The organism is Pseudomonas cavernae, assembly GCF_003595175.1.
GTDB lineage: Bacteria > Pseudomonadota > Gammaproteobacteria > Pseudomonadales > Pseudomonadaceae > Aquipseudomonas > Aquipseudomonas cavernae.
The window spans coordinates 1,060,052-1,074,015 of the sequence record NZ_CP032419.1 but is presented as its reverse complement, the minus strand read 5'-3'; the positions used below and the strand labels follow the sequence as shown (position 1 = coordinate 1,074,015).

Annotated in this window: 11 protein-coding genes; 6 read left to right on the top strand and 5 right to left on the bottom strand. The window is 66.2% G+C overall.

All coding sequences use genetic code 11. The features are described from left to right. Positions 1-24: 24 nt before the first annotated feature. Positions 25-888 (top strand): metal-dependent hydrolase, encoded by an 864-nt coding sequence (locus tag D3880_RS04955; RefSeq protein WP_119892395.1) that lies wholly within the window; start codon positions 25-27, stop codon positions 886-888. A gap of 91 nt (positions 889-979) precedes the next feature. Here the strand turns inward: D3880_RS04955 and D3880_RS04950 are convergent, their stop codons facing one another. Continuing rightward, a complete protein-coding gene (locus D3880_RS04950) occupies positions 980-1,951 on the bottom strand; it encodes an IS110 family RNA-guided transposase (protein ID WP_119892103.1) in 972 nt (323 codons plus the stop codon). 477 nt (positions 1,952-2,428) lie between these two features. Between D3880_RS04950 and D3880_RS04945 the strand changes: the two genes are divergently transcribed. Next, positions 2,429-3,268 (top strand): metal-dependent hydrolase, encoded by an 840-nt coding sequence (locus D3880_RS04945; RefSeq protein WP_119892394.1) that lies wholly within the window; start codon positions 2,429-2,431, stop codon positions 3,266-3,268. 54 nt (positions 3,269-3,322) lie between these two features. Here D3880_RS04945 and D3880_RS04940 read toward each other — a convergent pair whose 3' ends face one another. Continuing rightward, positions 3,323-3,949 (bottom strand): cation efflux transmembrane domain-containing protein, encoded by a 627-nt coding sequence (locus D3880_RS04940; protein ID WP_119892393.1) that lies wholly within the window; start codon positions 3,947-3,949, stop codon positions 3,323-3,325. Positions 3,950-4,155: 206 nt separating this feature from the next. On the opposite strand from D3880_RS04940, the gene D3880_RS04935 reads away from it, so the two are divergent. From D3880_RS04935 to cls, 3 genes are all read left to right on the top strand, one after another. Continuing rightward, a complete protein-coding gene (locus D3880_RS04935) occupies positions 4,156-4,578 on the top strand; it encodes a MerR family DNA-binding protein (protein WP_119892392.1) in 423 nt (140 codons plus the stop codon). A gap of 588 nt (positions 4,579-5,166) precedes the next feature. Further along, a complete protein-coding gene (locus tag D3880_RS04930) occupies positions 5,167-5,592 on the top strand; it encodes an organic hydroperoxide resistance protein (protein WP_119892391.1) in 426 nt (141 codons plus the stop codon). Positions 5,593-5,962: 370 nt separating this feature from the next. Further along, the gene (cls, locus tag D3880_RS04925; RefSeq protein WP_119892390.1) at positions 5,963-7,357 is read left to right on the top strand and encodes a cardiolipin synthase; all 1,395 of its coding nucleotides are present in this window, start codon (positions 5,963-5,965) and stop codon (positions 7,355-7,357) included. A gap of 68 nt (positions 7,358-7,425) precedes the next feature. On the opposite strand, the gene D3880_RS04920 is transcribed toward cls, so the two are convergent. Further along, the gene (locus D3880_RS04920) at positions 7,426-8,367 is read right to left on the bottom strand and encodes an alpha/beta fold hydrolase (protein WP_119892389.1); all 942 of its coding nucleotides are present in this window, start codon (positions 8,365-8,367) and stop codon (positions 7,426-7,428) included. A 211-nt stretch (positions 8,368-8,578) separates the two neighbouring features. Between D3880_RS04920 and D3880_RS04915 the strand changes: the two genes are divergently transcribed. Further along, positions 8,579-9,493, top strand: a complete 915-nt coding sequence (locus tag D3880_RS04915) for a hypothetical protein (protein ID WP_238474403.1) — start codon at positions 8,579-8,581, stop codon at positions 9,491-9,493. A gap of 216 nt (positions 9,494-9,709) precedes the next feature. Here D3880_RS04915 and D3880_RS04910 read toward each other — a convergent pair whose 3' ends face one another. Both D3880_RS04910 and D3880_RS04905 read right to left on the bottom strand, forming a co-directional pair. Then, the gene (locus D3880_RS04910) at positions 9,710-12,439 is read right to left on the bottom strand and encodes a winged helix-turn-helix domain-containing protein (RefSeq protein ID WP_119892388.1); all 2,730 of its coding nucleotides are present in this window, start codon (positions 12,437-12,439) and stop codon (positions 9,710-9,712) included. Between the two features lie 137 nt (positions 12,440-12,576). Continuing rightward, a complete protein-coding gene (locus D3880_RS04905; protein ID WP_119892387.1) occupies positions 12,577-13,944 on the bottom strand; it encodes a DUF1329 domain-containing protein in 1,368 nt (455 codons plus the stop codon). Positions 13,945-13,964: the final 20 nt, after the last annotated feature.

Genomic DNA, 13,964 nt, shown 5'->3' with positions numbered 1-13,964 from the left:
TCCCAGAATACTGAGGAAGTCCGCATGGCCAGTCCCACACCTAAAGGTTTGGAAATTCGCCCTCGCCAGCCGGATTTCGGCCTGACGCAGCCGATGCCGCGCCACTGGCACAGCGGCAATGCCTTCAAGACCCACCTGTTCGACGCCATGTCGGTGCTGTTTCCCGACGGCAAGCGCTTCTTCATCGACTCGGTGCGACTGTTCCGCGCACAGATCGACGATCCGCTGCTACAGCAGCAGATCCGCGGCTTCATCGGCCAGGAAGGCCATCACAGCCGCGAACACGCGCAGTACAGCGAGCGTCTGCGCGCGCTCGGCTACGACGTCGACTACCTGGAGCGCGGCCTGCAGCGCCGCCTCGGTTTCATCCGCAAGCACCTGCCGGCCAGGCTGCAGCTGGCCGCCACCTGTTCGGTGGAGCACCTGACGGCGATCATGGCCGACGCGGTGCTGCGCAACCCGCGCTGGCTGGCGGGGGCCGACCCGGCGGGGGCCGACCCGGCGGGGGCCGACCCGGCGGTGGCGCGCCTGTGGCGCTGGCATGCGCTGGAGGAAAGCGAACACAAGGCGGTGGCCTTCGATGTCTACCAGGCGGTCTGCGCCGACCCCTGGCTGCGCCGGCGGGCGATGCTGCAGAGCACCTTCTTCTTCACCGTCGACACCCTCAAGGGCCTGATCCACATGCTCAAGCGCGACGGCCTGCTGTGGAACTGGCGGGTCTGGCGCGACGGCCTGAACTGGCTGTGGGGCAAGCACGGCATCTACCGCGAGCTGGTCGGGGTCTACCTGGACTTTTACCGCGGCGACTTCCACCCCTGGCAGCACGACAACCTGCAGCTGGTCGAGCAGTACCGCCGCGAGTTCGATGAGCGGCCGGAGCTGGCCTGATCGCACCATCCCGCCCTGGCCTGCCGGCTGCCAGGCGGCAAAGAGCCCCGCATACAGCAGCTCGGCGTTTTCGTAGATACCGTCTTGTCACTCAGTGGGCAAGGGCCAGGCGAGCATCAAAGGGTTGGCCCGACTTGAGTACGCCATAGGCGATGTGCAGCAGTTTGCGCATCGCCGCGCAGACGATCTGCTTGCCGGCCTTGCCGCGGGCTCGCAGGCGCTGTGCCAGGGCTTTGATGGCCGGATTGTGGCTCAGCGAGACGACCGCCGGCATGTACAGGCCGGTGCGCAGACGAGCCGAGCCCACGCGGGAGATGCGCACGCGGCCCTTGTGCTGGCCCGACTCCTGCAGCTTCGGGTTCAGCCCGGCGAACGCGGTAATTGCCCGGGCATTCTTGAACTGCAGCGGATCGCCCAGCTCCGCCAGGAGCAAGGCGGCCGTCTGCTCGCCGATGCCATCGATGCTGACCAGCAGATCGCGCTTACTGCACAGGTCCGGGTCGTCGTCGAGGTGGTCCCGAATCGCCTTCAGGGTCTCGGCAATCTGCTGCTCGACATGCTCCAGCACCGAACGGATCGAATCCTGCACGCTGGCATCGGCGACATCCAGGCGATTGCGCTCCATCTGCTCGATCTCCTTGAGGTCCTGCAGACGCCGCACCAACGCGCGCAGGCGGCGTATCGCCGGTGGCTCGGGCTGCCAGGCGCGTAACTCATCCACGTGCCGCTGGCCGTAGCTGGCCATCAGCTTGGCGTCGACCTGGTCCGTCTTGACCCGCTGCAGCTGGCTCCGGGCGTAGCTGGCAAGCTGCGCGGGATTCATCACACAGACCCGGTAGCCCAGGCCGTGCAGGTGCTCGGCCAGCGCCTCGTGATAGGTGCCGGTGGCCTCCATCACGAGCCAGGCACCCGGCTCGGCGTACTGCTGCAGCCACTCCTGGAGTACCTGGAAACCGGCGGCGCTGTTGGCCAACTTGGCCTTAGTGCGGTACTTACCGTTGGTTTGCAGGGTGGCGATGTCGAAACTGTGCTTGGCGATGTCGATGCCGACGATGCTGGACATGAAGACTCCTCAGCTAATCCATTCAGGATGATCATCACTGCACCCGGCCCTACCTTGTGAATGCGAGCTCTCACCTGTCGTGGGCCCTAGATACCGTTCGGACTGTTCGAGTGAGTGTGGAGGGCTGGAGCACTATCTACAAAGCTGGCTCGAGGCCTTAGGGTGGGTACGACTTCCAGGCCCTCCCCCGATGATCAGTCGGGGACTATCCCCCTCACGGGACGATAGTCGAGATACAAGGGTGGGTTAGCCGCGCAGCGGCGTAACCCACCATCGATGCCACAGAGCGTCGCCATTGCCGGCCTGATGGCCGGTCGGTGGGTTACGCCTGCGGCTAACCCACCCTACACATAGCGAAAATCGAACCGCCTGCCGGTGGCCATAAATGACTCGCAGATTGGCTGGTCATAACCTTTGCCGCTCGCCGGCCCCGCCCCATAGTGCAGCCATGGATCAACAGCGACTCAGGGAGTCCACATGGCTAGCACCACCCCCGCAGGTTTGGTCATCCGTCCACGGCACATGGACTTCGATCTGCCCAATCCGCTGCCGCGCCACTGGCACGGCGGCGACGCGTTCAAGTCGCACCTGTTCGACGCCATGTCGGTGATGTTCCCCGATGGCGAGCGCTTCTTCATCGACTCGGTGCGCCAGTTCCGCGACCAGATCGACGACCCGGTGCTGAAGGAGCAGATCCGCGGCTTCATCGGCCAGGAAGGCCACCACAGCCGCGAACACCTGGAATACAGCAACCGCCTGCGTGACCTCGGCTACGACATCACCCGCCTGGAGCGCCGCGCCCAGGTGCGCATCCGCTACACGCAGAAGAAGTTCTCGGCCAAGCGCCAACTGGCGGCCACCGCGGCGCTGGAGCACATCACCGCGATCATGGCCGACGGCCTGCTGCAGAACCCGGAACACCTGCAGGGTGCCCACCCGGTCCTGCAGCGCCTGTGGCGCTGGCACGCACTGGAGGAAACCGAGCACAAGGCGGTGGCCTTCGACGTCTACAACCAGGTGTGCGGCAACCGCAAGCTGCTGCGCCGGGCGATGCTGATGGGCACCTTCTTCTTCATGCTCGACACCAGCCGCGGCCTGATCCACATGCTCCAACGCGACGGTCTGCTGTGGAACTGGCGGGTCTGGCGCGATGGTCTGAAGTGGACTTGGGGCAAGGACGGCATCTTCCGCCAGCTGGTCAGGCCCTATCTGGACTTCTTCAAGGCCGACTTCCACCCCTGGCAGCACAACAACCTCGAGTTGCTGCACCAAACCCGCGTCGAGTTCGAGCCGCAGGCCCTGGCCGCCGCCAACTGAGCCTGCCCGGCCGCACAGGGGCGATGGTGCCTGCGTGCGGCCGGCTCCCCTGCCCTACGTGGCGACCGCGGCCAGCTCCTGGCGGGCCTGACGCAGCACCTGCACGGCGGCGGTCAGCGCCAGGCTGGCCATGATGCTGGCGACCAGTAGATCCGGCCAGGCGCTGCCGGTGCCGAACACCCCCAGCGCCGCCAGCAGCACGGCGAGGTTGCCCAGGGCATCGTTGCGCGTGCACAGCCAGACGCTGCGCATGTTGCTGTCGCCCTCCCGGTAGGCGTAGAGCAATGCCGCCACGGCCAGGTTGGCGAGCAGCGCCAGGGTGCCGATCACGCCCATGGTCGGCGCATCCGGCACACCGCCGCTGAGCCATTGCCAGAGCGCGCTGGCCAGCACGCCCACACCGAATAGCAGCATGCACGCCGCCTTGAACAGTGAGGCCTTGGCCCGCAGCGCCACGCCGAGGCCGAGCACCCAGAGGCTGATGCCGTAGTTGGCCGCATCGCCGGCGAAGTCCAGCGAGTCCGCCAGCAGCGAGACCGAACCGGCGCGCACCCCGGCACCGATTTCCACCAGGAACATGCCGAGATTGACCGCCAAGGCGAGCCACAGGATCTTGCGGTAGCGCGCCGAGCGGATGTTGGTCTGCGCGGCGGTCTCGTGATTGCAGCAATGTGCGCCCATAACGGTTCTCTCCTAGAGGGGTAAGAACCTGTTCAAAGGCTCGCGAGCTAAGGTCAGACAAGGCAAAAATGGCTGAGGACGCGCAGTTTACGAGCTGTAAATGAGCAGTCCGAAGCCATTTTTAACGCCGCATGGCCGACGCATAGCAGACTTTGAACAGGTTCTGAGGTGTACGCTAAACCCTGTAGTAACTACGGAGTCAAGCCATGGCCAAGCCCTTCACCATCAGCGCCCTCAGCCGCGAAAGCGGGGTCAATCTGGAAACCATCCGCTTCTACGAGCGCAGCGGCCTGCTGCCCGAACCGCAGCGCAGCGCCTCCGGTTATCGCCACTACGCCGAAGCCGACGTGCGGCGCCTGCGCTTCATCCGCCGCGGTCGCGAACTGGGCTTCAGCCTAGAGGAGATCAAGGCCCTGCTGGCCCTGGCCGACCAACCGCAGAGCCCCTGCGACCAGGCCGACCGGCTGGCCCAGCAGCACCTGAGCAGCATCGAAGCGCGGATTCGCGACCTCCAGGCGATGCAGGCCGAGCTGCGCAAGATCGCCGGCTGCCACAGCGCACACGCCGAACACTGCCGGCTGCTGGAAGCGTTGGACAGTCGCAGCTGTTGCGCGCACGCGGAAGGCTAAAACCAGGGAAACACCGGGCGATACAAAGGCGCTGCCATTATCCGTAATGCGGCGGCCCAACATGGCGGATGCTCGTGGAGCGACACGAGGTATGAGTAAGCATGACTCGCTTCGCTCGCTCCTTCGGGGGCCGAGCTAAAGCGCGTTAGCCACAAGCGGCTTCCGAGGCTGATTGCAACGCCGTAGAGCCGAGCGCAGTGGTTTTTCAACCACCTCCACTAGCACCACATGTTCCGATGGCGCCGCCGTCCATAAGCGCGGCAGCGCACCGACGCTGCGCGCGTTGGCTACCCTGGTCTTCATCCCGGCTCCAGACAATTTCGCGGGTTTCGCGATGAACTCCGGGGCCACCATGAGCAAGCACATCGAATCGAACAGGACCCGCGGCCCGGCCAAGACCGCCGACCGCCCCCCAAACAGTAGCCCAGAGCGGTGCGCCGCCTTATACCAAGCCCGTACGCACGCCGCCCCAACCCGCCGCCGAGCCGACCGTCTTTCAACAGCCTGCTAGGCTTGTTCAGCGTTCCTCCCGGAACAGCCCCAGCGCGCCATGGGGCTGCGTCCCTCCCCCTAGCAAGGAGATCAGTCATGCCTATAGAAAAAGCGCTCTATCGTGCATACGCCGAAGCCTATGGCGGCCGCGAAGGTCGCGCGGTGTCATCCGACGGTGTGCTGGACGTGAAACTGACCACGCCGAAGGAACTGGGTGGTGCGGGCGGCCACGGGACCAATCCCGAGCAGCTGTTCGCCGCGGGTTACTCCGCCTGCTTCCTCGGCGCCCTGAAGTTCGTCGCCGGCAAGGAGAAGATCGCCCTGTCCGAGGAGTCCTCGATCGAGGGCATAGTCGGCATCGGGGTGTTGCCCACCGGTTTCGGCATCGAGGTGGAACTGAAGATCAGCCTGCCGGGCATCGACCGCCAGACGGCCCAGGACCTGGTCGGCAAGGCCCACATCGTCTGCCCTTATTCGAATGCGACCCAGGGCAATATCAATGTGACCCTGACCCTGGTCTGAGAACCTGTCTACGATCTGCTGCGCGTCAGTCAAACTGCGTTGAAAACGGCTTCGGAATGCTCATTTACAACGCGTAAACTCCGCTTCCTCAGCCGTTTTCGCCTTGTTTGACTCTAGCTCGCGAGATCGTAAACAGGTTCTGAGCCCAGCTCGGCGGCAATGCAAAGAACCAGGGAGGCACCTGGCCTCCCTTGTTCTTTGCAGCGGCAGATCACTTCAGCTTGTAAAGGACGTGCGCAAGAACGCCGACAGCCGCGCGACGCGGTGATTCTTTTCAACCGCTACGCTGATAAACATACCGTCACCCGCCGGGCCGCCACGGCCCCGCCAGTTGCGCCGCGGTACCCCTCCCATGCCAGGAGGATGCCGAATGAATCTGCTGCGCTTGCCATCTCTTGCGCGTGTTGCGCTGGTGCTGGGCCTGGTGCTACTCGCCGCTTGCAGTTCGTTGCCGACCATAGTGCCGGACATGGCGCACCGCCCAGCCAGGCCGGTGCAGATCGATGGCGCCCGCGGGCCGCTGTCGGCCGCGCACAGCAAGGCGATCCTCGAGCGGCTCGAGGCCAGCGGTAAGGAGACCAACATCTTCGACCTGCACCTGGCGATCGAGGAAGCCGTGGTCGGCAGTCCACTGACCGCTGGCAACCAGGTCGAGCTGCTGCAGGACGGCCCGCGCACCTACCAAGCGATGTTCGCCGCGATCGACGCCGCGCGCGACCACATCAACATGGAAACCTACATCCTCGAAGACGACGAAGTCGGCCAGCGCTTCGCCGCGACGCTGATCGCCAAGCAGCAGGCCGGCGTGCAGGTCAACCTGATCCATGACAGCGTCGGCACCCTCGGCACGCCGCCCAAGTTTTTCACCCGCCTGCGCGACGCCGGCATCCAGGTGCTGGAGTTCAACCCGGTCAATCCACTGACCGCCAAGGCCGGCTGGGAGGTGAACCAGCGCGACCACCGCAAGCTGTTGGTGGTCGATGGACGCATCGCCTTCCTCGGCGGCATCAACATCAGCAGCGTGTATTCCGGCGGCTCGTTCAAGCGGCCCACGCCAGTGCGGCCCGGTGGTCAGCTGCCCTGGCGCGACACCCATTTGCGGCTCGAAGGGCCGGTGGTCGCTGAGTTGCAGAAGCTGTTCATCGGCACCTGGGCCAAGCAGAAAGGCCCGGCGTTGACGCCCCGCCACTACTTCCCGCCGGCCGAGCGCAAGGGCCACGAGGTGGTGCGCGCCATCGGCAGCTCGCCGGACGAACCCTACAGCCTGATCTACGCCACGCTGATCTCGGCCCTGCGCAGCGCACAAACCGAGATTTGGCTGACCAACGCCTACTTCGTGCCCGACCAGCAGCTGCTGGAAGCGCTCAAGGACGCGGTGGCGCGCGGCGTCGACGTGAAACTGGTGCTGCCCAGCAGCACCGATTCCTGGCTGGTATTCCACGCCGGCCGCGCCCACTACACCGAACTGCTGCAGGCCGGGGTCAAGCTGTACGAGCGCCGCGATGCCTTGCTGCATGTGAAGACCGCGGTGATCGACGGGGTGTGGTCCACGGTCGGCTCGACCAACCTCGACTGGCGCAGCTTTCTGCACAACCAGGAGGTCAATGTCGTGGTGCTCGGCAGCGGCTTCGGCGACAAGATGCGCGCGGCGTTCCAGGCCGACCTGGCGCAATCGAACCCGATCAGCCTGGCAAGCTGGCAGCGCCGCTCGCTCGCGGTGCGCGCCAAGGAGTTGTTCGGCCGCCTCTGGGAGTACTGGCTGTGAGCCCGGCGCCCGGCCATCACCTACGATCCCCAGAGGCCACACGAACAGCGCTCCCGGGGAGCTGGCCCTCAGCCCTGGAGGAAACGCATGGCGTCCGCCGCGCTCTGCTCGGGAATCTCTTCCATGGGGATATGGCCGACACCCGGGTAGGTCTTGACCTGCAGGCCCGGCACATCGCGCTGCCACAGCGGCACGTGCTTGGGTGAAATCCAGCGGTCGCGGTCGCCCCACATCAGCAGGGTCGGCATCTTGAGCTTGGCCACCCGTTGCGCGGTGCTGTGCAGCTCCTCGCGGTTGACCTTGAGCAGCACGCGGAAGATATCCATCATCGCCCGCCGATTGCCGGGCCGACGGCTGAGGTCGTAGTAGCGATCGACCACCCCGGGCTTGATTCGCCCCGGCTCGCCATAGACTTCCTTGATGCCCTGGGCGATCAGCGCGCGCGGCATCCACAGCGGCATCGCCAGGGTCGCGCCGGGCAAGGCGGCGGAGGCGATCATCCACGGCACCTTCTTCATTTCGTAGCCGGCCGGATCGATGAGAATCAGCTTGGCCACCCGCTGCGGCTGGGCCAGGGCGAAGTTCCAGGCGATGTAACCGCCCAGCGAGTTGCCGGCCACCACCGCCTTGTCCACCCCCAGATAGTCGAGCAGCAGCTCGAAGATCCGCACCATGCGCTCGCCGCTGTACTGGCCGTCGCGCGCCGGGCCGGTGAGGCCGAAGCCGGGCACGTCGAAACGGATGATCCGGTAGTGCGGGGCGAAGGCCTGCACCCAGCCGTCCCAGGTGTGCAGCGAGGCCACCACGCCGTGGATCAGCACCAGTGCCGGCTTGTCGCGGCTGCCTTCGTCGCGGTAGTGGATGTTGAAGCCGTCCAGTTCGATGAAGCGCGAGCCGCTCTCGGCATTGGCGTAGCGCGCCTTCAGCCGCTCGAGCGGCAAGGCGCCGAAGCCCAGGCGAGCGAAACCGGCCGCCAGCGGCGGCGTCAGGGGAAGGCTGGAAGCAGACATGCAGGCACCTCGGCAATGTTCTTGTTGATATGGAGTGACAACCTGCCTAGCAAAGCACGCCGCACCGGCCTTGACGCCCCAACCTAGGTTGAGCGTGGCTGGCCAGCCGACCGCCAGCCATCGCCTCCCAACCAAGGCTCTGGGTGACGACTGCGGGTGGGCTGGGTACTCTTCTTGCCCTGCCCTGTTTGCCGCCGGAATCTCCTTCGCGATGACGCTCCTACGCCGCCCACTCTGGCCGCTGGCCATCCTTCTGCTGGTGTTCCTGCGCCCACTGGCCGCCGCCGAGCTGTTCTACCTCGGCCAGAAGATTCCGGACATTGAGCGGCCCTGGCGCAGCGGCGACTACCACCAGCTGCTGGAGGCGCTCAAACAGGTCGATGGCAGCCAGGCCAATGCCCTGCCCCGGCGCAGCGGCGAATTCACCGGGCCGATCTACCGGCGCATGGTCAGCGAGGAGAATTTCCGCCCGCAGCTGAACATCTATATGCCGCTGGAGCTGCGCCAGAACGAGGCGCGCGAGGTGCTGTTCCAGCTCAAGGAACTGATGCGCCTGTACTTCGACTTCCGCGCCGCCCAGCAACCCTACGGCGCCGAGGCGCTCGGGCTGATGACCTACTCGCTGCGCCAGCAGGCGGTGCTGTTCACCCTCACCACCGAGTTCTGGATGACCCTGGCGCAAGCCGAGCAAAGCCGCCCGGTGCGCCTGCAGGGCCTGCAGGAAACCAAGGCGGCGGCGGCCATGCTGACCTCCAGCGCCCTCGACTACCTGGGCCTGACCAAGCAGTTCGGCCGCGAGGATCTGGTGCTCTACGCCGCCGAGCTCGGCAAGCTGCTGCCCGAGCTGTTCGTCCATCTCGGCGCCGAGGTACGGCCGCAGTTGCTCGCCCGCGTCAGCCAGCTGGCCGAGCAGCACCCCTACCCGGAAGTGCGCGCCAGCATGAGCGAGTTGCAGCCGGTGTTGGCCGCGATTCAGGCCGATGTGGAACGCCAGCTGGCCGCGGCCAAGGCCGTGAAACCGGCGCCTGCGCCCAAGCTCGACCTGAGAGCTTGTCTCGGATCTCGCGAGCTAGAGCGAGACAAGGCAAAAACAGCCGAGGAAGCGGAGTTTACGAGTTGTAAATGAGCATGACTCGTTGCACTCGCCCTCCGGGTCGCGCTGAAGCGCGTTAGCAGCAAGCTGCTTTCCGAGGCTGTTTTTAACGCGGTATCGCCGACGCGCAGCAGATCCAAGACAGGCTCTGAGCGTGCCGGAGAAGCTGTAGGGGGATGGCGCCTTTCCCATCCGGCGACTCTTCGCTGGAAAACGCTGCGCGGCTTTCCAGCCTACGCCTTGCGCGACCTAACGCAGTAGACCGAGGGCCTTGGCACGGGCCACCGCCTGGGTGCGGCGCTCGACGCCAAGCTTGCTGTTGATATGGCGGGCGTGGGTCTTGACCGTGTGCAGGGAGATGAACAGGCGATCGCTGATCTCCTGGTTCGAGCAGCCCTGGGCGATCAGCTTCAGCACCGCCAGTTCGCGCGAACTCAGCGCCTCGGCGGTCATCGCCGGAACAGCGCCGTCCTCTTCCTGAGCCGGCAACAGCGCCAGCAGCGCCTCGCCTACCGCGCAGGCCGGCGCACCGAGCAGCTGCTCGCGCAGCCACTGCGGCTGCTGCTCCAGCAGCTCCTGGAACGGCAGCAAGGCGCCACCCGCCGCCGCCTCCAGGCACAGGGCCAAGTGCTGCTGCGCTTCGCGCAACTGCCCGGCGCGCAGCCACTGGAGGATCAGCCGAACTTCGGCGCTCACCCGCATGATCTGCCCGCCGCGGGCCTGCGCCTGCTGGCTGAGCGCGCGCAAGCGGCGCTCGGCGGCGGGCAGCTGGCCCTGGATACGCTCCAGCGCCGCCTGCTGCAATTCCAGATGCAGCGGCAGTTGCGGGTGGAATTCCGGAGCACTGGCGGCTTGTTCGCCGCAATAGGTTTCCGCCAACCGGGTCAGCCACAGACCGGCCAGCTCCAGCTGGCCCTGCGGCAGCCATAGCTCGCATTTGGCCAGGGTCAGCATGGCCAGGTAGTAGACCGGCGGCACGTCCCAGACGTGCATCAAGCGCTCGGCCTCGGCCAGCTGGGCGAAGGCCTCGGCATAATGGCCTTCGCGCCCCGCCAAGCCGGCCAGCAGGTAGTAGCCGGTCAACAGGCTGAGGTCGCGACAGGCGCGCGCCTCGGCGATTCCGGCCTGCAGGCGCACGCGCGCCGCATCCGGCTGCAGGCGCAGGGCCAGGAGGAAACCTTCATACAGGGTCAGGCGTGCGCGCACCGCATACAGGCGCTGCGCCGGCAGATCGCGCAAGCGCTCGAGGCCGTGGCGCACTTCATCGAGGGCGCGCAGCACCTCGCCGCGCGCCTGCAGCACGCGCGCCCGGTCGTAATGCGCGAGCGCCTCGAACAGCGGATTGCCAACCCGCTGGGCCAACTCCAGAGCCTCGCGGTTGAGGCCGCGGGCGCGCCACAGGTCGCCGCGCACCACCGCCAGGTTAGCCAGGGTCGACAGGCACATCTGCCGCTGCCCGGTGCGCTCTTGCGGCATGCTGGTCAGCGCTTCACCGCAATAGCGCTCGGCCGTGCCGATGTCGCCGCGGCCGCGGGCAATCACCCCGCTCAGGGCCAGCCACTGCGCCAACATCGAGCGTTGCGCGCGCGGCGACGGCGCCGGCAGGAAGCGCGCCAACTGGCTGGCCAGCTCCTCGGCGGCGTCCAGCTGGCAGGCCAGGGCCAGCGCCCAGGCGTACAACACGATCAGCCGCGGCGTGCTGCTCAGCAGGCTTTCCGGCAGGTCCATCTTCCAGCGCAGCAGCATCGCCACGTTCTGTTCGCCGAGCAGCTGCGCCTCGGAGAGGTTCTGCACCAGGCTGGCGGCGACATCCGGCTGGCCGGCGCGCAGGGCCTGGTCGATCGCCTCGTCGAGCAGGCCCTGGCCACTGAACCAGCGGCAGGCGCGCAGGTGCAGGCGCGCCGGCGGCTGCAGCGGCGCCTCCAGCGGCCGCGCGCGCAGCAGATCGGAGAACAGGTGGTGATAACGGAACCACTGGCCTTGCTCGTCGAGCGGCACCAGGAACACCTGATGCGCCTGCAGGTGGCGGAGGATCGCCGCGCTGTCGTGGCTGTCGCGCACGGCATCGCAGAGCTCGGCGCAGAAGCGGTCGAGGCAGGCGGTGTCGTAGAGGAACGCCTGCACCTCGCTGCTTTGCCGCTCGATCACTTCCTCCAGCAGATAGTCGCGAATCAGCCCGTCGGCGCCGTGCACTGCCGGCGCCAGACCGGCCGGTTCCTGCGCGGCGGCCAGCAGCCACAGGCGCAGCCCGGCGACCCAGCCTTCGCTGCGTTGCAGCAGCGCCTGCAGGGCCTCGCCGCGCAGATCGGCACCCTGGCTGACCAGCAGCTCGACGGACTCCTCGGCCGTCAGGCGCAGGTCCTGCTCCTGCAGCTCGAGCAGTTGCTGCGACAGGCGCAGGCGCGCCAAGTGCCAGTCCGGGCGCTGGCGGCTGGTGACCAGCAGGAGCAGGCCGGCCGGCAGGTGGTTGAGGAAGAACTGCAGGCAGCGGTCGAGCACCGCGCCCTGGGCCAAGTGATAATCGTCGAGCACCAGCAGCAACGGCGCCGCCGGGTCGAGACGCCCGGCCAGCTCGTCGAGCAGGCCGTCCAGCCACTCCTCGAAGGCGAACGGCTGGTGGCGCTGGCGCATGCGCAGCAGCCCCAGTGCCTCATCGCCCAGCCCCGGGAAGATCTGCTGCAGGCCGCCGAGCAGGCGCTCGAGAAAGCGCCCCGGATCGCTGTCGCGGCGACTCAGGCCCAGCCACAGGCTGCGCCACTGCGCCGGCAACTGCTGGCAGAACTCGCTGGCCAGCGAACTCTTGCCAAACCCGGCCGGCGCGCAGACCAGCAGCAAGCGGCCGTGCAGCCCGGCGGATAGCCGCGCGCACAGACCCGGGCGCGGCACATGGCCCGCCGGCAGCGGCGGGCGGAAAAAGCGCCCGTCGACCGTGGTGACCGCGGGATAGGCAAAGCTGGTGGAGCTGGAGAGGTCTGGCATTACCCGGTTCTGGTTACTGCATCGGCAATGGGGACGCTCGCAGCCTAGACGCTTGGCTCCGGCATTTGAAGCGCTGCTTATCGCAGGCAATAAAAAACCGGCCCGAAGGCCGGTTAAAACACACGCGGAGTTGGAACTTAACGCACGCCGGCCTGGCGCAGGGCGGCCGGAGTGAAGTCGCTTTCCGAGGCGCTGTAGCCGTAGTCGTAGGACTGTTTCTCCTCGTTCTTCATGCCCAGCGCCAGGTAGCGACCGGACTGCAGGTCGTACAGGGTTTCCACTGTGTACCACGGCACCTGATGGTCGTAGTAGAACTGCGAATGGGCTTCCGCCACGCGCCACAGGGTGCCGCGACCGTCGTAGTGATCGATCTCCACGGCTTGCCAGGTGTCCTCGTCGATGTACATGTCACGCTTGGCGTAGATGTGCCGCTCACCCGGTTTCAGGGTCGCGGTGACATGCCAGACGCGGTGCAGTTCGTAGCGAGAAAGATCCTGGTTAATGTGGCCGGCCTTGATGATGTCGCTGTACTTGAGCTTCGGCGAGTCCAGCTTGTAGCTGTTGTACGGGATGTACAGCTCCTGCTTGCCGACCAGCTTCCAGTCGTAGCGATCCGGTGCGCCGTTGTACATATCGAAGTTGTCCGAGGTGCGCAAACCGTCGGAGGCGGTACCCGGGCCGTCGTAGGACACCTGCGGAGCTCGGCGCACACGGCGCTGACCGGCGTTGTACAGCCAGGCCAGACGCGGCTCTTTGACCTGGTCGAGGGTCTCGTGCACCAGCAGCACGTTACCGGCCAGACGCGACGGCGCGGTGACCCGCTGCTTGAAGTAGAACAGCACGTTGCTCGGCTTGCCGGCGTTGTAGTCCTTCAGGCTGGTGCGGAAGGTGAACTCGTCCTGGAAATACACCAGCGCGTAGGAGCCGTTCGGCTGCGGCGTGGCCTGGGTCACCAGACGCCGCACGCTGCCGCCGCGGTAACGGGTGATCTGGTTCCAGATCACCTCCAAGCCGTTCTGCGGAATCGGGAAGGGGTTGGCGGTCTTGAAATCCTCCAGACCGTTGCCGCCCTGGACCAGCTTGGTATGAGTGGCGTTGTACTTGGTATCCGCGAGCACGGCCGCCGGCACGGTTGCCGAACGATGCGTGGTAAACACCGGAATCTTGTAGGTGTCCGGGTAGCGCTTGAACATCGCCAGCTGACCGGGGGTCAGCTTGTCCTTGTACTGCTCGACGTTCTGCGCGGTGATGGTGAACAGCGGTTTCTCGCTGGCGAACGGATCGGCGAGGAAACCCTTGTCATCGACGCTGCCGGCATTCTGCGGCAAGCCGCCGGTCCAGGCCGGGATACTGCCGTCGGCATTGCCGGCCTTCTCCGCGCCCAGCGGGGTCAGGGTGTTACCGAGCTTGGCCGCCTCGTCGGCGGACACCGCCGCCATCACGCTGGTGGCCAGCAGCGACAGCGCCAGGACACCGGTTTGCAGCAGACTTTTTGTTGTTTGCATAGTCATGGTCATCCTTCTAT